General features: G+C 37.3%; 16 protein-coding genes. 13 read left to right on the top strand and 3 right to left on the bottom strand.

The annotated features are described in order from the left end of the window. Window positions 1-4 precede the first annotated feature (4 nt). The 13 genes from B4U84_RS19030 to B4U84_RS18970 all read left to right on the top strand — a co-directional run bounded on the left by B4U84_RS19030 (window position 5) and on the right by B4U84_RS18970 (window position 15,346). On the top strand, window positions 5-1,396 hold the full coding sequence (locus B4U84_RS19030; RefSeq protein WP_131120074.1) for an O-antigen ligase family protein: 1,392 nt from the start codon (window positions 5-7) through the stop codon (window positions 1,394-1,396). Between the two features lie 155 nt (window positions 1,397-1,551). Next, the gene (locus tag B4U84_RS19025) at window positions 1,552-2,217 is read left to right on the top strand and encodes a methyltransferase domain-containing protein (RefSeq protein WP_131120072.1); all 666 of its coding nucleotides are present in this window, start codon (window positions 1,552-1,554) and stop codon (window positions 2,215-2,217) included. Between the two features lie 17 nt (window positions 2,218-2,234). Beyond that, entirely contained in the window at window positions 2,235-3,233 is a 999-nt protein-coding gene (locus B4U84_RS19020) for a methyltransferase domain-containing protein (RefSeq protein WP_131120070.1), read from the top strand. 21 nt (window positions 3,234-3,254) lie between these two features. Beyond that, on the top strand, window positions 3,255-4,226 hold the full coding sequence (locus B4U84_RS19015) for a glycosyltransferase family 2 protein (RefSeq protein WP_131120068.1): 972 nt from the start codon (window positions 3,255-3,257) through the stop codon (window positions 4,224-4,226). 28 nt (window positions 4,227-4,254) lie between these two features. After that, window positions 4,255-5,442, top strand: a complete 1,188-nt coding sequence (locus B4U84_RS19010) for a glycosyltransferase family 4 protein (RefSeq protein ID WP_242677663.1) — start codon at window positions 4,255-4,257, stop codon at window positions 5,440-5,442. A gap of 89 nt (window positions 5,443-5,531) precedes the next feature. After that, window positions 5,532-6,488, top strand: a complete 957-nt coding sequence (locus B4U84_RS19005) for a glycosyltransferase family 2 protein (RefSeq protein WP_131120066.1) — start codon at window positions 5,532-5,534, stop codon at window positions 6,486-6,488. A gap of 219 nt (window positions 6,489-6,707) precedes the next feature. Beyond that, complete coding sequence (locus tag B4U84_RS19000) at window positions 6,708-7,487, top strand: ABC transporter permease (protein WP_476426321.1); 780 nt, start codon at window positions 6,708-6,710, stop codon at window positions 7,485-7,487. Window positions 7,488-7,489: 2 nt separating this feature from the next. After that, a complete protein-coding gene (locus B4U84_RS18995; RefSeq protein WP_131120064.1) occupies window positions 7,490-8,788 on the top strand; it encodes an ABC transporter ATP-binding protein in 1,299 nt (432 codons plus the stop codon). An 11-nt stretch (window positions 8,789-8,799) separates the two neighbouring features. Then, window positions 8,800-9,981, top strand: coding sequence for a glycosyltransferase (locus B4U84_RS18990; RefSeq protein WP_131120062.1), 1,182 nt, complete (start codon window positions 8,800-8,802; stop codon window positions 9,979-9,981). A gap of 48 nt (window positions 9,982-10,029) precedes the next feature. Continuing rightward, on the top strand, window positions 10,030-11,379 hold the full coding sequence (locus tag B4U84_RS18985) for a glycosyltransferase (protein WP_131120061.1): 1,350 nt from the start codon (window positions 10,030-10,032) through the stop codon (window positions 11,377-11,379). A 66-nt stretch (window positions 11,380-11,445) separates the two neighbouring features. Then, complete coding sequence (locus tag B4U84_RS18980; protein ID WP_131120059.1) at window positions 11,446-13,278, top strand: glycosyltransferase family 2 protein; 1,833 nt, start codon at window positions 11,446-11,448, stop codon at window positions 13,276-13,278. A gap of 45 nt (window positions 13,279-13,323) precedes the next feature. Further along, window positions 13,324-14,451, top strand: a complete 1,128-nt coding sequence (gene glf / locus B4U84_RS18975) for a UDP-galactopyranose mutase (protein ID WP_131120057.1) — start codon at window positions 13,324-13,326, stop codon at window positions 14,449-14,451. Between the two features lie 679 nt (window positions 14,452-15,130). After that, entirely contained in the window at window positions 15,131-15,346 is a 216-nt protein-coding gene (locus tag B4U84_RS18970; protein ID WP_017310689.1) for a hypothetical protein, read from the top strand. On the opposite strand, the gene B4U84_RS18965 is transcribed toward B4U84_RS18970, so the two are convergent. From B4U84_RS18965 to B4U84_RS18955, 3 genes are all read right to left on the bottom strand, one after another. Then, window positions 15,343-16,275 (bottom strand): ABC transporter permease, encoded by a 933-nt coding sequence (locus B4U84_RS18965; protein WP_131120055.1) that lies wholly within the window; start codon window positions 16,273-16,275, stop codon window positions 15,343-15,345. The genes B4U84_RS18970 and B4U84_RS18965 overlap by 4 nt on opposite strands. Before the next feature lie 138 nt (window positions 16,276-16,413). Continuing rightward, on the bottom strand, window positions 16,414-17,451 hold the full coding sequence (locus tag B4U84_RS18960; protein ID WP_131120053.1) for an ABC transporter permease: 1,038 nt from the start codon (window positions 17,449-17,451) through the stop codon (window positions 16,414-16,416). 3 nt (window positions 17,452-17,454) lie between these two features. Beyond that, window positions 17,455-18,954 carry an ABC transporter ATP-binding protein gene (locus B4U84_RS18955; protein ID WP_131120051.1) on the bottom strand — a complete coding sequence of 500 codons (1,500 nt, stop codon included), beginning with the start codon at window positions 18,952-18,954 and terminating at the stop codon, window positions 17,455-17,457. Window positions 18,955-19,082 lie beyond the last annotated feature (128 nt).

The raw sequence follows: 19,082 nt of genomic DNA, 5'->3' as shown, positions 1-19,082 counted from the left end.
AATTATGTTGACTAATCAAGGTAGACATTCTTCTGTTTTACCACTGTTGATTCGGTTCGTAGGTGTAGGAGTTGGTATAGTTGCAGGATATCTCGCAGGTGCTAAACCTCTTTACCTGTGTTTAGCTCTAGTAGCGATTCCTGTAGTCATCTTATTCTTTACCAGGTTTGAGCAAGCGGTACTAGGTTTATTGATTCTGCGTAGTTCTCTTGATGTTTTCTCTGCTCAACAAATACCCGCTGCTTTTGCTATAGCTTTAGATATCCTAACTTTGGTATATGTGACGATAAAGTTATTGACACGTCAACCTATACAAACTGATTGGTTCTGGTGGTTCTTTGCTGGATGGGTGATGCTGCAAGGTATTTGGCCAATACTATGCATCTTAGGAGGATTGGGGTTAGGTGCTTTTACATTGCTAGATAATATCCGTGAATGGACACGGTTATTTTCTTGGTTAATGGTATATCTGCTTGTCATGCAACTTCGGGGACGAATACATCCTGAGAAGATTATTTCCCTGCTATTCATTTCACTCATCCCACCAGTGATCTTAGGACTGATGCAGCAACTGTCTTCACTGCTATCTCATACAGATGGAGTGCGAATTCATGGTACGTTTGCTCACGCCAATAATTTTGTACTTTACCTGCTACTGTTTATCGCTCTAACTTGCTGGAAGTTGCGTTCAGCAAAACAGCACTGGTATTGGATACTTTTACTAGGTCTACTTACCAATCTCTATGTAGCTACTGGTGCTGTATTTGGTTTGGTGATGCTCGCAACGTTTCTTTTAACCTCAATTTTACCTAACTTAAAACTGTCCAATGCGATCGCTGGAGTCATAGTCATTGTTGTATTAGCAGCCCTGTTTTTTAGTACAGACTACGGACGCGAACGTCTAAACCAGATTATGCAAACACCTTTGCTGAACTCAGATATAGACATATCGCGAGCAATTGTGTTATCAAATTCGGATTTCAACAGTTTCAACTGGCGGATTTCTCAATGGCATTATTTATTGCAATCTTGGCAGAATTCACCGCTGTTTGGTTACGGTCTCGGAACAAGCAACGGATTTCCTAACTACTACAGTTTAAGTCCTTATCCTGTTCCTGCTCACAATGATTATGTGCGAGCTTTAGTAGAAGGGGGAATAGTGGGTCTAGTTACTTTTGTTACTTTTATTGTCATTCAGGGTCTACATCTGCTCAAACTATTCTGGCGCGCATCTGGTGATAATAATCAACGCGATTTGTGCTGGATTTTGTTAGCTGTCTTGATCGCCACAACCGTAGGAATGCTTACAGATAATGTTTGGAGTGGTACTGCTTTTTACTTCTACTGGTGGACTACGTATGCGATCGCTGGCTGGAATTGGAACGAATTGCAGTAATCTCAATACGGTTCGGATAAGACAAATCGATTGGCATTTAAATCCTGTAGAGACGCGATATATCGCGTCTCTACATATCCAAAATTATGACGAAAAATTCTTAACCGAACCGTATTGGCAGTAATCTGATTATCCTCAACAGGAGAATAGATGATATGTCCCTTGCCTACAAAATCTCTGGATGGAATCGCAGACGCAAATGGCAGTTATTTTTAAATGCGATTCAACCCACTGCTGAAACTACGATTTTGGATTGCGGTTTTACAGATAAAGAATTTAGTCAGACAGATAACTTTTTAGAGAAAAATTATCCTTATCCAGATCAAATTACTGCTCTTAGTATTGATGAATCTCAAGAGTTTAACGCTCGGTATCCGCAAATAAAAACTATTGTTTACGACGGCAAAATATTTCCATTTCCAGACCAATCTTTTGATGTTTGCTGGTCAAATGCTGTGCTAGAACACGTTGGTAATCAGGAAAGACAAATTCTATTTTTAAAAGAGATCAAAAGAGTAGCAAAAGTCGGATTTATTACGACACCAAACAGATATTTCCCTATCGAAGTCCATACGCGCACCCTGTTCTTACATTTTTTGCCCAAAAAAATCTTTGATCGCTATCTACACTTTACTGGTAAAGACTGGGCATCTGAAGAGTACATGTACTTGTTATCTGTTCGAGATTTACACAGTCTGCTACATGCTGCCGGAATTACCCAGTACAAGATTATCAAAAATAGATTGCTTTTCTTCGTCCTTGATTTTGTGATTATTTTTGAGACGATTGCAGGTAAAAAAGAGCTTTGCAATCCAAGTTAATATCGAGGAATATATTCATGCATACCAAAATTAAAACTTTAGAAAATACTCAAATTAGAATCTCACAAACCATCCAAGAAAAGCTTTGTTGTCCAGTCTGCAACTCTAAAATTTTATCAACTAATTATCTGCTTGAGTGCGTAAATCCTCATTGCCAAGTTATTTTTCCTATTGTTGATGGTGTACCCATCTTAATAAATGAATCTGCTAGTGTGTTCAGGATTAATGACTTTCTGAATCAAGAAGATACTAAACTGAAACCAAAATCCAAACTGGAAAAATTGCTTGTGGGGCTGATACCTGGAATTATTCTCAATATCAAAAGTCAGAAAAACTATACAAAATTTGTGGAGCTACTTTTGGAGCAAAACGAGCAACCTAAAGTTTTAGTAATTGGTGCTAGTGTCTTAGGTAAAGGAATGGAAGTTATCTTATCAGTTCCTGAAATTGAACTGGTCGAGAGCGATGTTTGTTTTGGTCCTCGTACAGCATTAATTTCTGACTTACACAATATTCCATTTGAAGATAGCTCCTTTGATGGTGTAATTGTACAGGCTGTACTTGAACATGTTGTAGATCCACAGCATTGTGTTGAAGAAATTCATCGAGTACTAAAGGAAGATGGTTTGGTTTATGCAGAAACTCCATTTATACAACAAGTACACTTGGGTAAATATGACTTTACTCGCTTTACCCACTTAGGACATCGTCGTTTATTCCGAAAATTTCAAGAGATTTGTAGCGGTGCAGTGTGTGGACCAGGAATGGCTTTAGCTTGGTCATATCAGTACTTTCTTCTGAGTTTTGTCAAAACACCAGCTGCAAGAGCTTTAGTCAAGGTTATTGCAAGGCTGACATCATTTTGGTTGAAATACTTCGACTACTACCTAATTGATAAACCGGGTACATTGGATGCTGCATCGGGATATTTCTTTCTGGGTAAAAAGAGCGATCGCATTCTTTCTGACCGAGAATTGCTAACTCTATATCAAGGTACACAATCAAGTTCTTTCTAACTAAGTAGCATTTTCAAAGATATGCCCAAAGTTTCTGTGATTATCCCGGCGTATAATGCGATGACTTATCTCCCGGAAACAGTAGGGAGTGTTCTTAGACAGAATTTCACTGATTTTGAAGTGTTGATTATTGATGATGGTAGTTCGGATACCATCCAACAATGGGCTTCTCAAGTACAAGATTTGCGAGTTAGGCTAATTTCTCAGGAAAATCAAGGAGCATCTGCGGCACGCAATACTGGTATTGCTCATGCTCAAGGAGAGTATTTGGCGTTTTTGGATGCTGATGACTTATGGGAACCAAGCAAGTTAGAAAAACAGGTACTTTGTCTAGATAATTATCCAGCAGCAGGATTGGTATATACTTGGACAGCTTTAATTGATCCAACTGGAAAACCTACGGGAAGAGTATTTGCGAGCAAAGCTGAAGGTGATGTATGGAATCAGCTCATTGAACACAACATCATTGAGTGTGGTAGCTCACCTATGATTCGTCGCGATTGCTTTGAAACTGTCGGTTTATTTGATTGCAATTTACTGGCGGTTGAAGATTGGGAGATGTGGGTTCGCATTGCTTCTCGTTATCCCTTTGCAGTGCTTCAAGAACCTTTGACTTACTATCGTCAACTTTCTACTAGCTTGTCTAAAAACTGGCAATTGATGGCGCAATGCTTTCCTTTATTTATTGAGAAAGTATTCTACTCCGCACCTTCAGAGCGACTGTACTTGAAGAATCGCAGCTATTATCAAGCGAACCTGTGTCTAGCTTGGAAATGTCTGCAAAGTACTGATAGAGATTATAAGCAAGCAGTTCAATTTTGGCAGGAAGCTATTATCTATTACCCTCAGAAACGCTACTCCTTAGAATATCTTCGTTTGAGTTTGGCGATCGCACTGATGCGTTACTTAGGTTCTGATAACTACAACCAATTCATGGAGATAATTTATGCTCTACGCCGACGTGTGTTAGGCAAATTAGCTGTTACTCAATAGTATTTCATTTCATCAAAGCACTATTAATATGAACATGAAAGTAAGCATTATTGTCGGTGGTCGATGGCACGCAATTGAACTGGCGAGGGAACTTCACAAAGCCGGTGTTTTGCATCGACTAATCACGAATTACCCTAAATTCAAAACTCGTTCTTGGGGTGTGCCTGATCATAAAGTCGTAAGTTTACCTTTAACATTACTATTAAATAAAGCTATCAAAAAAATAGGTGGAGATCCTTTAATTAGGAAGTCACAGCCTTTTTTGTATCGCCTTTTTGGTCATGCTGCTGTTGGTTATTTAGAAGGTAGTACGCTAATTCATGGATGGTCAAGTTTTTCTGAACCTGCACTATATTGGGCTAAAGAAAATGGCATACCTTTTGTTCTAGAGCGTAGTTCCTCACATATCAAAGTGCAATTACAATTATTGCAAGTGGAATATCAAAAACTAGGATTAGTTTGCACAGAAATTCATCCAGAAATTGTCAACCAAGAGTTGCGGGAATATAATTTAGCTGACCGAGTAGCGGTTCCTAGCTTCTTTGCTAAACGCAGCTTTCTTGAGCAAGAATTTCCTGAACAACGCTTGATTCACAATCCTTTTGGAACAAATATGGCAACTTTTTATCCTGGGAAAAAGCAGGATAATATTTTTCGAGTAGTTTATGTAGGTTCCCTGAGTGTACGTAAGGGAATTCATTATTTAGTGAAAGCTTTTATGCAAGCTAATATTCCCAACAGTGAGCTTTTATTAATTGGGGGAGCCACACCAGAAACGCCTCAATTATTAGCTGGAGCAGATGAGAAAGTCAAATGTCTTGGACACATTCCTGAACCAAAGTTAGCAGACTACTACCGTAATAGCAGTGTTTTTGCTATGCCGAGTATTGAAGATGGTTTTGGGTATGTAGTAACTCAAGCTTTAGCTTGTGGTTTACCTCTGATTTGTACAACAAATACTGGTGGTGAAGATGCTTTGAGAATGCAAGGTGGACAGCCGATTAAATTAGAAAACAACATAGAAGAATATCCTGCTGGTTATATAGTATCTCCAGGAAATTATCATGCGATCGCTTCATTATTAAAATTACTTGCATCTAATTCAAACGTACTGGAGCAAAAGCGGCAAGCAGCACAGAGCTTTCAAGAAAAAGATTTAAGTTGGGAGCAATATTCAAACAGAGCAATTGAAGAATATCAAAAATTTATCAGATAGATAATACAATCTTCTAAATTTATTAACTACATAATTGCATGATTTTATCTGAAGGCAAAGGGTGTGAATTAACTAAAAGGAGTTGAAATATGCCTAAAGTATCTGTTGTCATTCCTGCATATAATGCTATGCTTTTTTTGCCAGAAACTTTAGAAAGTGTTTTGCAGCAAACTTTCACCGATTTTGAAGTATTTATTGTTAATGATGGCAGTTCAGATAATATTGTGGAATGGGCTTCTGATATTGGAGATTCGCGAGTCAAATTAATTTCGCAAGCAAATCAACGTGTCTCCGCAGCACGCAATACTGGTATTGCTCATGCTCAAGGAGAATATATCGCATTTTTGGATGCGGACGATTTGTGGGAGCCAACAAAACTTGAAAAACAGGTACGTTGTTTAGATGAAAAACCGGAAGTAGGTTTAGTATATACTTGGACACTTTTAGTTGATAAAGAAAACAATCCTACGGGTAGAATTTTTGCTTCCCATTTAGAAGGTAATATATGGAATGAACTTCTTGTAAATGACCCAATTGCTAGTGGAAGTTCAGCAATGGTTCGACGTATTTGCTTTGATACTGTTGAGCTATTTGATAGAGATTTAGCTTATGCACCAGATTTAGATATGTGGGTTCGTATTGCTCTTCGTTATCCCGTTGCAGTTGTTAAGGAACCTCTACTGCGTTATCGTCAACTTCCTAACAGTTTCTCTAGAAATCGTCAAGGAATGATAAAAGATATTAGCGCAGTTATTGAAAAAACATTTGCATCAGTTTCTTTAGAGCAGTTGTATTTGAGAAATCGGTGTTATGCAAGTATATTTTTTGGTTTAGCATGGTTTTCTGTAGACGATGGAGATTGGAAAAAAGCAATTCATTTCCGTGAGCAAGCTCTTTTACACTATCCTCAAGTACGTTACAGCGAGAAATATCTACGTTTGAGTCTAGCGATCGCAATGATACGTTGGTTTGGTGCTAATGGCTACGATGGAGTACGATCCTTGACTCAAATCTTTCGCCGACGCATGTTTGGTGTGTCAATCTGATAGCAATTTTATCCATGATTAGGATCTGAACTCAATTAATTTTGCGATCTTATGCTTTTTATTCACCGCAGTAAATAGTTAATAATAATGCACAAAAGTCAGCGTTATTTGAGACAAAATAAATCCTCGAAACAGACTCAAAATTTAACCCCCAAAGTTTATAAGGTAGTGCATCGACCTGAGAGTCAAATGAGGCGTCCGCTTCAATTATTCAAACAAATGGGACGGGACTTGTTAAGCTCACGAGAGTTGGCTTGGCGGCTGATGATTCGAGATATCAGCGCTAAATACCGTCAGTCATTTTTAGGTATTTTTTGGGCAATTATACCTCCGATTCTCATGGCAGTTGGCTTTACCCTTGCCCAAGGAGGTGGAGTTGTCAATCTTGGTGCTACCGACTTACCCTATCCTGCTTACGTCATGTTCAGTATGACATTGTGGCAAACTTTTGTCGAAGCACTGAATGGCCCACCTCAAGCAGTAATCGCTGCCAAAATGATGCTCTCTAGAATTAATTTCCCTAGAGAAGCGCTAATTCTTGCCAAATTAGGTGAAGTTTTTTTCAATTTTGGCATCAAACTAATTCTGATTGTGGGCTTGTTTATTTGGTTTAAAATTCCTATAACTTGGAGCGTATTTTTAGCGCCAGTCGCATTAATTCATTTAGTATTGCTAGGAACGTTTTTTGGTCTGCTGTTAGCTCCACTCAGCGCTCTCTATCAAGATTTTTCTATTGGGCTAACCTTAATAACTGGATTTTGGCTATTTCTGACGCCAGTAGTTTATCCAGTTCCCAATCATGGCGTATTCGGCACTATTGTCAATCTAAATCCCGTTACACCTTTGTTAGTCACAACACGGGAGTTGGCAACAACAGGTGTAATATCCAATCCCCAAGGATTTTGGATCGCCAGTCTCATTGCAATTGTGGGATTACTTTTAGCTTGGATTATCTATCGTCTAGCGATGCCTTATGTAGTTGAGAGAATGAGTTCTTAATCATGATTGAGATCAATGAGCAAAAAATTTCACCAAAGTTATACAAAGATGACCATGAAATTGTTCTTTCAGTTAACGATGTTTCTAAAAAGTTTTGTCGAGATTTAAAGCGATCGCTACTCTATGGTATTCAAGATATCGCTTCTGAAGTATTTGGTTTGCGAGAGAAAAACGATATTATTCGACCAAAAGAATTCTGGGCGTTGAAGGACGTTAATTTTCAATTACGCCGAGGAGAAGCACTTGGTTTAGTTGGTAAAAATGGCAGTGGAAAATCTACCCTATTGCGGATGATTGCAGGGTTGATTAAACCTGATACTGGTTTTGTAGAAGTTAATGGTCGGGTAGCACCATTGATTGCTTTAGGTGCTGGCTTCAATCCTATTTTGACAGGGCGAGAAAATATTTATGCCAATATGTCAATTTTGGGTTTGTCTAATAAGGAAATTAATGAACGATTTGATCAAGTTGTAGAGTTTGCTGAAATTGGAGATGCGATCGATGCACCAGTACAAAGTTATAGTTCTGGGATGGCTGCAAGATTAGGATTTGCTAGTGCAATTCATACAAATCCAGATATTTTACTAATTGATGAAGTGCTAGCTGTCGGAGATATGAAGTTTAGAGTTAAATGCTTTCACCGTCTTGCTGAGTTACGCAAAGATGGTACATCTCTAATACTAGTTTCTCACGATCCAAATGTTATATTAACCGCATGTGATACGGCAGTTTATCTTTCATTTGGCAATGTAATTGCATCTGGAGAACCTCATTTAATCATGAGTAAGTACGAAGCAGATCTTTTTTTGAGGGAACAGTCAGAATACTCTACAAATGCATTATTCATACCAGAAAAACCTCAGAATCAAAGTCTAGGATTGGATATTACTTATCTGTGTTTTAAAGATAATCAAGGAAAAATAATTGAATCACCCATATGTGGTCAACACATTAATTTTTGCATAGGATATCAAGCTCATAATTATATCGAAGATGTGGGTGTCATTATTTTAATTCAAGAAAAATTTGGAGAGGGAGGAATTATTCTCCGATTGAGTAGTTTTAGTGATCAGGTGAAATTTAATCTAATACCAAAAAGGCAAGAAATTCAACTCCAGATGCCATATCTTAGCTTGAGACCTGGTTTATATATTATGAAAGTACTCATCGGTCAACCTGGACACAATTATCTTGATGCAGTCGAAGTTTTCCAATTTAGAGTTAATGAGTATGTCAATATGAGTCAATGCTTATTTTATCAGCCAAGAATATGGGAACTAAATGAAAATATTCAAATATAAAAAATAAAATTATGAAAGCTTTACTGATCATTCCATCAATTATACGCGGTGGAGTAGAAGAGTATACTTTAAAAATTGCATCAGCATCTGTAATATTAGGTTGGAATGTTCATGTAGCATTTCCAAAATCTGATGGCACAAAAGCTTTAGTTAAGGATTTTATCACAGCAGGTGTACAATATCATCGTTTAGAAATTGATGAAAAACAGTATCATAATCAAGTAATTTTTAAAAAATATTTACCATACTTTGTGCGAACAATTTTATTACTGCTCAAAGTCAAGCCAGATATTGTACAAATTATTCTTCCGTTACCTGAATATTGTTTTGGCAGTATTATGGCTTGTGGATTTCTAAAAGTACCAACTATTGTTCGCTTTGGACTAGTTCCACCTAGATGTCAAAATTATAGTCCCAAGAAATTAAAAGCATATGCCTGGGCAAGGAATAGGAACCAAAAATTATTAGCTATTTCTCAAAACAATCGTAAACTTGTGGCTAATTTATTTCAAATTCCTGAACATCAAATACTCTGCATTTATAACGGTGCTAGTATCAAGCCTATTCCTGGCACAAATCAAACAAACTATGTAGAACTCTACACTCAGTTAACCAAAGAAATAGAAATTTCTGAAAATAGCCAAATTCTTCTCACAGTCGGACGCTTACATGAGCAAAAAGGTTACATGGATATCATTCCAATCATTCCTGATATTGTTAAAGAGTTCCCAAATGTGAAATTTGTCTGGATTGGTGAAGGTGAGCAAAGGGAAAAATTATCTAATCAAATACAAGAGTACGGTATTGAGAGCAAAGTTTTTATGCTGGGTTATCGATCTGATGTTCGTAGGTGGTTGCAAGCTGCTAATCTGTTTGTTTTTCCAACTCACTATGAAGGTGGTCAATCTCATGCGATCGCTGAAGCAATGGTATATGGTTTACCAATTATTGCCTCAGATGCAAGTGGAATTCCAGAGGTAATTGAACATGGAGTTCACGGTTTGTTATTTAGAACTGGAGATACCCAGGATTTGCTTGAGAAATTGAGATGGTCACTCAGAAATCCTGTTCCTATCAAGCAGATGGCAAAGAATGCCAAAATACGCGCTCAAGAGTTTTCTGAAGAAAGAATGGTACAAGAAACCTTAGATGTTTGGCACAAATTAATACAAACTTCTTCTCATAATCTGTGATTTAAGTTTTAACTGCTCAATACAGGAAAGTACAAATATTATTTTTTTATGATTACTTTAAAAACACAACATGGATTAAATAGACCAATCAAGATCCAAATTATTAGTAGAAATTTTCCCACTGATTATGCAAGTGGTAGTAACATGTATCTACTAGATTTCATAGGCTACTTGCAAAAAGCGGGTTGTGAAGTTGGGTTTGTATCACTTGATCCTTTCCCTGGTCTGAAATTTCCGTGGAGCTTTATTCCGAATGCATTAGCAACAACTGACAAAATATGGATTCGTAATAACTTACGAATTGCTCGTGTTTTACTTAGATTTAACTCATTATCAGATTGGCTGACTGTACCATTACGATTGGTTTATTTTTACCTTCCCCAGCAGCAAAAAAAGATTTATCGTGCTGTTCGAGACGCTTTCAAAAGACTACTACAAAAACAGCAAGCTACTACTACAAATGTCCATGTTCGAGAATGGCAGGATCTACTAGCGACATCCGAAGAAGTTGATTTTGCTAAAGCTCAATTTTATCGGTTTAAACCAGATATTGTAATTGTTAACTATGTTTTTTTAGCTAATATTTTAGATGCCTTTTCTCCTAATGAAACTGCTCTAAAAGTTATCCTCACTCACGATATTTTTCACAAAAGATTTGCTAATTTCAAGAAAATAGGCATTTTCATAGATGCAGGCAATTGGGATTGGGAATCAGAAGCCATACAGTTACGCAAGGCGCAGATACTGTTAGCAATTCAGAAAGAAGATGCTTACGACCTTAAGCGAATGGCACCAGAGTCTGAGGTGATTTGTATGCCCAAGGCTGCGGAGCTGAATAACTATCATACTGTTAAGCAAGTAGCTAACCGTTGCTTTTTTGTTGGTAATGCTGTGGATCACAATTACTACGGTCTTAAGTGGTTTCTTGAGGATGTCTGGCTAAAGGTTATAGAGTTAATACCTAATTCCAGTCTCCACGTATGCGGTAGTGTGTGTGATTTAATTCAAGGAAATTATCCAAATGTTCGCTTTTTAGGTAGAGTGAACGATTTGAAACCGGAATATGGTGCTGCTGAAGTCTGTCTGGTTCCTTTGCTGGCTGGTAGCGGATTGAAAATTAAACTCGTAGAAGCTATGTCCTATGGTCGTGCTTGCGTTTCCACCAGTGTAGGCGTTCAAGGACTGAGTGGAGTTGTAGATAGTGCTGTTCTTGTCGCAGATACACCTGAAGATTTCGCAGCAGCCATACACACAGTGCTAAGCAACAAAGAAAAACGTCAATGGATGCAGGAACAAGCTCATAGGTATGCGATCGCCAAACTTTCTCCTCAAGCAGCCTATCAACCTTTTGTAGATTACATTCACCAACATTTAGATCAAGTATCAATTAAAGCTTAGATATTCCGACGGTAACAGAACCGAAACTAATTTTTTTTAGGAAACCACCTAAAAGGTAGGAAGCATATGCATATAGTGAACAGAGTACAATTTCCTAAAACTGCTGAAATTTCTGATTTATATTTCAAAATTTCTCATGATGTATCAATCAATTTTCATGAAGACAAAAACCAAATCATTTTATATGAAGATAGTACCATTTCTTTGAATACATATTTCAACTCATTATACGAAAAGTTCTATACTAAATATACATATATTAATTCACTCTCTTATTTGCTGAAACTAGAGGGAGATTTTAAGGTTTGTGCTTATAAAGAAACTTCTGAAGCAAGTACAAGAGAAACTATTTCCAGTCAAATTTTTCAAAATTGTAGTTTATCAGATTATGTGAAATTTTCCTTACCATATCTCCAGCAATATCAAGAAGCTAGTCGTATTTATCTAGAAATAACTTGCTTTAGCAAACAAGGTTTATTTACAGAAGGTTTAGTGGTAACTGAACAAGAAAATTCTCAGGATGTGTCATTAGCAATTATCACTTGTACATTCAAAAAAGAAGTTTATCTAAAAAAGACAGTAAATACTATTTTGCAAGACAGTTTATTACAGGATAAAAATTTCAAAATCTTTGTAGTGGACAATGGCGTCACTCTAAATGCAAGTGATTTTCAAGACTCTAAAGTTAAACTTATTTATAATCGCAATGTCGGTGGAAGTGGCGGTTTTACTAAAGGACTGATTGAAGCTTTACAAGAAGAGGTTTATACGCACTTCTTATTCATGGATGATGATATAGAGTTAGACAGTGAAGCTATTTACAGGCTTTTTTCTTTATATGAGTATGCAAATAAGGATTTTGCTGTAGCTGGTAGTATGCTTGATTTATACAAAAAACACATCTTATATGAAGCAGGAGCAATATATAACAAATCTATCGACGATGAAGGAAAAATTAAGCAAGATAAATTCACAGGCTATCCTCTCAAGCACAATCTTGATTTACGAAATACCACCACACTTACCTCACTTTTGTTAGAAGACAATATAGATTATGGAGGATTTTGGTTTTTTGCCTTCTCTAAAGAAATTGTCGAAAAGATTGGATTACCGCTTCCCTTGTTTATCAAAATTGATGACATGGAATTTGGTTTAAGAATCAACGAACATTTTGATCATGGAATAGTGGCTTTTCCTTCTATCGCTGTGTGGCACGAACCATTTTATGCTAAAAGACCCATTTGGGATTCATACTATTACATTCGCAATCACTTAATAACTAATTCAATTCATAGTTCATTAGAATATTTGAAAACAGTTAAAGCTTTCACACAATCCATACTCTATTCTTTATGCATCTTTGATTACAATTCTGCACAAATGGTAATTAAAGCTTTTGAAGATTATATGCAAGGTCCTAATTTCATTATCAGCAATTATCCAGAGATTCTGCACTCTAATATTTTTGAACTTAGTAGAAGTTATAAAAACCAAACTATACTGGCTAATTCAGGTTTACGGAGTGAGGTTTATCAAGTTACTAAAGCCAGTATATTTCAAAAAATTCTGACTTTATTAACACTTAATGGTCATTTACTTCCACATTTTCTAATTACTGATGAAAGTGTGATTATTCGATTTGGTGTTAAAGAAAAAGAACGTGATTCTATCTGTAAAGCGCTAGCTAAAAAAAGAATTATTTATGTGATAGACGAAAATCCTAACTCTTATCAGTACGAATTTGATCAAAAAGCTGGTCTTCATATTTTATTTACCTGGTTTAACTCTGCAATTGGGAGTTGTTTGAGATGGTCAAGTGTCAGTGCAGAGTGGAAAAAAGCATTCAATGATTTCACTTCTATGCAATTTTGGCAGAAGTATCTGGAACCTCAAAAGTAAAACAAACTTTCAACATCCAAACTATGACAAGTAAGGAGAAGCAGCATGAAAGTAGATTGGCTGATTATAGGGGCTGGGTATTCAAGCTGCGTGCTAGCTGAACGGATTGCAACTCAATTAGCACAACGAGTGCTAGTTGTGGAACGGCGGGATCATATCGGTGGTAATGCTTACGATTTCTACAACGAGCATGGCATTTTAGTACATAAGTATGGTCCCCATATCTTCCACACCAAGTCTAAAAAAGCCTGGGATTATCTCTCTAGGTTTACTGAGTGGAGACACTACTATCATCATGTGCTGGGAGTAGTGGAAGGAAAGAAAGTACCTATTCCTTTTAATCTCAATTCCCTCTATGCTCTTTTTCCTCCACAGTATGCACAGAAGCTGGAAAACTTGCTTTTAGAACACTTCGGTTTTGGAATTAAAGTCCCTATTCTCAAGTTGCGTGAAAGCGCCAGTGGAGATTTAGAGTTTTTAGCTAACTACATTTATGAGAATGTTTTTCTCCACTACACAATTAAGCAGTGGGAATTAAAACCTGAGCAATTAGACCGTGGAGTAACAGGACGTGTTCCGGTTTATATCAGTCGAGATAACCGTTATTTTCAAGATAGATATCAGGCTATGCCAAAACACGGTTATACTGAGATGTTTCGCCGAATGCTGAATCACCCCAATATCAAAGTACTGCTGAATACAGATTATCGGGAAATTATCGATGACATTAAGTTTAACCGGATAATCTGTACCGCACCGATTGATACTTTCTTTGACTATATGTATGGTGAGTTGCCTTATCGTAGTCTGCGTTTTCAGTTTGACACTTTGGATCAAGAGTATTATCAAGAAGTAGGGACGGTCAACTACCCGAACGATTATGATATTACTCGTATCACTGAACAAAAATATTTGTCGGGACAAACCTTACCCAAAACTACTTTGGTAATGGAATATCCTCAAGCTTATGTACCAGGAAAAAATGATCCTTATTACCCTATAACTCGTGAAGAGAATCGTGAACGGCTAGCTCTTTACCTCAAAGAGGTAGAAAGACTAAATAGTACAGTAATCTTTGTTGGACGACTGGCTGAATATAAGTACTACGACATGGATCAGGCTGTAGTTCGGGCGCTTGGTGTATTTGAGAAAGAGATAGCTAATTGTACATAGTAATTACAAATCTCTTGCAAAAGTCAATTTTATGAATTTAACCAAAGAGAAGTACAGATTATCTATCTGTGTGTGTCCAGTGGAATTGATTTTAAAAATAGAGGAGTCAAGTCTAACAAAGACTTTTACTCCTCTTTCATCACTTTGGACACCAATTATTAATATAATAATTGGTTTGACTTTACCTCAAAACCAATATATTCGTATAAATAGTTAACTCTAATCCGACTAAAGTTATAAAAAATATTAAATAATTCAGTGTTGACCTATACCAATAAAATATTGAGTTAATATATTGGTAGCAATAAATATATTTTTCTTGAGAACAGCTATAACAAATGAAAAATGAATATTTTTCAGATAAATTATTGGCTATAGCCTTGTTGAAGTTATTTCTTTTACAAATTAAATCTATAATTTCTAGTCAAATTTTATCAAATTTAAAACTAATTGTATAAGCTACCTCTTTAGGAAGCTGTTATTTAAAACAGGTGATTTTATAATCAAACTATATGTTGAGAAGAGCAAAACCTCTCTTTAAGCAGCTACTTGAATATGCCTCAGAAATTCTGGGGCATTTTTATTTAAAGGGACTTTTAGTTGATTAAAGTAGAAACTAATATTATATTTATGTGATCAAATAAGTTTTTAAATAAAAACTTTCTTCGGAAGTAAAAAAATGAAGTTTCAAATAGAATGTAACAGCTTGTTAACAAACAACCAAATGTGTTTAGTATGCGATCGCTTGTTTCAAACGGAAGCAGCGAGATTAATTGTGTGCAGCGACAAAGGTGACAGCTACGGTGATGTTTGTCCTGAATGTATAGCTAGGGGTGCTACTTGGATTGGTAGCCAACTACAACAGTTTAGATGCAAATTCAGTGATTTAAGTTAGCTGATATGACTTTCTGGAAAATACGGAACACCTAACGCTGCTGGTGGAGTTGCTCTATTTTTCTTACTAATTAGGGCAAGAAGTGCGATCGCATAGGGTAACATTACCAAAAATTGGTATGGTACATTTGTTCCTAATGCCTGAATCCGCAACTGTAAAGCTTCGGTTGCACCAAATAGTAAACAAGCAAAAGCACTACTAATAGGATTCCATCTACCAAAAATCAAGGCTGCGATCGCAATAAATCCTTTGCCAGCACTCATACCTTCAGCAAAATATCTCACATCCACTAAGCTTAAATAAGCACCTCCCAAACTGGCAAGACATCCACCGAACACAACAGCCAAATACCGTACAAGTTGTACTCTCACCCCAGCTGTTGCAGCAGCTTTGGGATATTCTCCTACGGCGCGTAAAGTCAAACCAAAGCTAGTATGAAATAAAATATATGTAGTCAATATCACTAAAATAAAAATCAAATATACAAAAATATTTTGTTGGAACAGTAAAGCACCTAAAAAAGGAATATTGGCAAATCCAGGAATAATGATCGGTTCAATTCCTACAAGACGCTGAGTACTACTACCATGAAATACCAGCCGTGCCAAAAAAGATGTAAACCCAGCAGCCACAAGATTAATCGCCAAACCAGACACCAATTGATCAACGTATAAACTCACACATAAAAATGCATGGAGTAGACCAACTATTCCCCCAGAAATCAGTCCTGCCAGCATACTAATCCAGGGATTTTCGGTGTAAAAAGCAGCAGCTGCACTAGTAAAAGCACCAGTCAATAACATTCCTTCTAGGGCAATATTCAACACCCCCGAACGTTCCGAGTACAGCCCCCCTAAAGTAGCAAATGCCAAAGGTACAGCAAGACGCAGACTGGCAATGAGGTAATCTGAAAAGAAGTCAATTGTCATTGGTCAATTGTCATTGGTCAATTGTCATTGGTCATTTGTCATTGGTCATTAGGGATTAGTTTTTCTCTGCGTCCAGTCTGTCCTCCTTGTCTCCCTTGTCTCCCTTGTCCTCCTTGTCTCCCTTGTCTCCCTTGTCCCTTATTTCCTCACTCCTTGTCTTTCCACTGCTAGACTAATGGCAATAAATAAAACAGTCAAACCTTGGATTGCGTAAACTATAGTTGCGGGAACTCCTGCGCTGCGCTGCATGACATTTGCACCACTACGCAATGCAGCAAAGAATAGAGATGTGAGGACTACAGCGAAAACACTACCGCGACTGAGGAAAGCGATCGCGATCGCATCAAAACCGTAACCAGGGGAAACTTGTTCAAATAAGCGATATTTCAACCCCATAACTTCAGAAGCACCAGCTAATCCACCTAAACCACCAGCTAACGCCATCACCATGATAATCGTATGTTCCACAGAAATACCTGCGTAACGGGAAGCAACGGGGTTAAATCCCACAGTGGTAATTTGATAACCTAGAGGCGATCGCACCAACAATATCCATAAAATTCCCGCTGCAATTAACCCCAGTAAAATACCTGCATGGGCGAGACTACCTGGTAAAATAATCGGTAACTGGGCAGATTTTGCAATCAGTGGTGAATAAGGACTAGGTGCATTTGGTGCTTTGAGGGGATTTTGAACTAAGTAGCTAACCAAATTCACTGCAATATAATTCAACAACAACGTCGTGATTACCTCATTTACTCCGCGTACAGCTTTCAAATAACCCGGAATCCAACCCCAAACTGCACCAAATAGAAATCCAGCGAACAACGCCAATGGTATATGAATTATTTGTGGTAATCCTTGCACATACAACCCAACTAAAGCACTTCCCAAAGCACCCAGATAAATTTGTCCTTCTCCACCAATATTAAATTGACCTGCACGCAAGGCAACTAACACACCTAAACTAGTTAATAATAGTGGTGCCATTTTAGTAAGTGTATTGCCAAATCCAAAATATGTAGATAGAGATTCCTGAAATAAAGTTGTATAGGCAACAATGGGATTAGCACCAGCAATTAAAATAAGAATTGCGCCGACTCCTAACGCAGATGCGATCGCAATCAGGGGTGAGATAATAGGTTTAAAAATAGAGGTTGTATCAGTAATTTTCACCTTTCACTCTTCATCCTTTACCTTTGTTTTTCCTCCCCCCATCAACAAACCAATCTCCTCTATCGTCGCCCTCGGTGCATCCAAAATATCTACAAACTCACCTTTGTACATTACAGCAATGCGATCGCTTATTGCCATTACTTCTTCTAATTCGGTAGAAATATATAATATCGCTGCACCTCGTTCTCTTTGAGTTAACAACCGCTGTTGTACTGCTTGTGTCGCTCCTACATCCAGTCCTCGTGTTGGTTGCATCGCCACAATTAACTGGGGTTTTCCTGCTAATTCTCGCGCTAATACTACTTTTTGCTGATTTCCTCCCGACAGTTGACTTACCTTAACATCAATTCCCGCACCTCGAATATCAAACTCTTGGATTGCAGATTTGGCATTATGATTAATTGCTGTGGGTTGCAATAAAAAGCGACGGCAAAATGGTAATTTCTGAAAATCCTTCAAAATTAAATTTTGAGCAATATTAAACTGCAACACCAAACCCATTTTTTGCCTATCTTCTGGAATATAACCAATGATCTTTTCTACTTTGTTAAACGAGGGATCTACAAACTCAATTTTTCCTTGCTTAATACTTCTGACTTGTGCGATCGCATCTGCTAATTCTCGCTGTCCATTCCCATCCACGCCAGCAATACCTAAAATTTCCCCGGCGCGCAAATTAAATGATACATTACGGACAGCAATCACACCACGGTGATCTGTAACGTGTAATCCCTGCACAGATAATACTAATTTTCCTGGCAAGATAGGAGATTTATTTAGTTGTAAAGAAACCTCACGTCCTACCATTAACTCTGCTAGCCTTTGCCGCGTTGTTTGTTGTATTGTTGTTGTTGCTACTACTTGACCTCGTCGTAATACGGTAACTGTATCACACAGATTCATTACCTCTTCTAATTTATGACTAATAAAAATAATTGTGTTACCATTAGCTGCAAGTTGGCGCAAAATCCTAAATAGAGATTCTACTTCTATTGGTGTGAGAACTGCTGTTGGTTCATCGAGAATTAATAACTTAGCTTGGCGGTAAAGAACTTTGAGAATTTCAACTCGCTGTTGCGTACCTACGGGTAAATTTCCAACTTTAGCACAGACATCAACATCTAATTTGTAAGCTTGCGATAAAGCAGCAATTTCTGCTTGTTTTTTACGTAAATTGAGACGCCAGTTTTTTTCTATTCCTAAGATAATATTTTCTGTAACAGTCAACTGCGGTACAAGCATGAAATGTTGGTAAATCATGCCTATACTTAATTTAATAGCTTCTTTTGGAGATGCGATAGTGACTGATTTCTCTTGTAGGTAAATTTGACCATCATCAGGTTGATAAAGACCACTGATAATATTCATTAAAGTAGTCTTTCCAGCACCATTTTCACCTAAGATAGCGTGAATTTTTCCTGGTTCAATACTTATACTGATATTATCGTTGGCAAGAAAAGAGCCAAAACGTTTGGTAATATTTTCGAGACGTAAATATGTCATTACCCAATTCTAAATCATTCGCTCCAGACAATATCCCTAATCAAGTTTCTGAGTTCTAAATCAGGTTTCGGAGTCCTAAATCAGGTTTCGGAGTTCTAAATCAGGTTTCGGAGTTCTAAATCAGGTTT

The sequence above is a fragment of the Westiellopsis prolifica IICB1 genome (assembly GCF_004323185.1).
Taxonomy (GTDB): Bacteria; Cyanobacteriota; Cyanobacteriia; order Cyanobacteriales; family Nostocaceae; genus Pelatocladus; species Pelatocladus prolificus_A.
This window is presented reverse-complemented; position numbering and strand designations above follow the sequence as displayed.

Bases quoted from the DNA above. Each gene is read 5' to 3' on its own strand.
- B4U84_RS19030 (WP_131120074.1), top strand. From the start codon at position 5: ATGTTGACTAATCAAGGTAGACATTCTTCTGTTTTACCACTGTTGATT.
- B4U84_RS19025 (WP_131120072.1), top strand. From the start codon at position 1,552: ATGTCCCTTGCCTACAAAATCTCTGGATGGAATCGCAGACGCAAATGG.
- B4U84_RS19020 (WP_131120070.1), top strand. From the start codon at position 2,235: ATGCATACCAAAATTAAAACTTTAGAAAATACTCAAATTAGAATCTCA.
- B4U84_RS19015 (WP_131120068.1), top strand. From the start codon at position 3,255: ATGCCCAAAGTTTCTGTGATTATCCCGGCGTATAATGCGATGACTTAT.
- B4U84_RS19010 (WP_242677663.1), top strand. From the start codon at position 4,255: ATGAACATGAAAGTAAGCATTATTGTCGGTGGTCGATGGCACGCAATT.
- B4U84_RS19005 (WP_131120066.1), top strand. From the start codon at position 5,532: ATGCCTAAAGTATCTGTTGTCATTCCTGCATATAATGCTATGCTTTTT.
- B4U84_RS19000 (WP_476426321.1), top strand. From the start codon at position 6,708: ATGGGACGGGACTTGTTAAGCTCACGAGAGTTGGCTTGGCGGCTGATG.
- B4U84_RS18995 (WP_131120064.1), top strand. From the start codon at position 7,490: ATGATTGAGATCAATGAGCAAAAAATTTCACCAAAGTTATACAAAGAT.
- B4U84_RS18990 (WP_131120062.1), top strand. From the start codon at position 8,800: ATGAAAGCTTTACTGATCATTCCATCAATTATACGCGGTGGAGTAGAA.
- B4U84_RS18985 (WP_131120061.1), top strand. From the start codon at position 10,030: ATGATTACTTTAAAAACACAACATGGATTAAATAGACCAATCAAGATC.
- B4U84_RS18980 (WP_131120059.1), top strand. From the start codon at position 11,446: ATGCATATAGTGAACAGAGTACAATTTCCTAAAACTGCTGAAATTTCT.
- glf (WP_131120057.1), top strand. From the start codon at position 13,324: ATGAAAGTAGATTGGCTGATTATAGGGGCTGGGTATTCAAGCTGCGTG.
- B4U84_RS18970 (WP_017310689.1), top strand. From the start codon at position 15,131: ATGAAGTTTCAAATAGAATGTAACAGCTTGTTAACAAACAACCAAATG.
- B4U84_RS18965 (WP_131120055.1), bottom strand. From the start codon at position 16,275: ATGACAATTGACTTCTTTTCAGATTACCTCATTGCCAGTCTGCGTCTT.
- B4U84_RS18955 (WP_131120051.1), bottom strand. From the start codon at position 18,954: ATGACATATTTACGTCTCGAAAATATTACCAAACGTTTTGGCTCTTTT.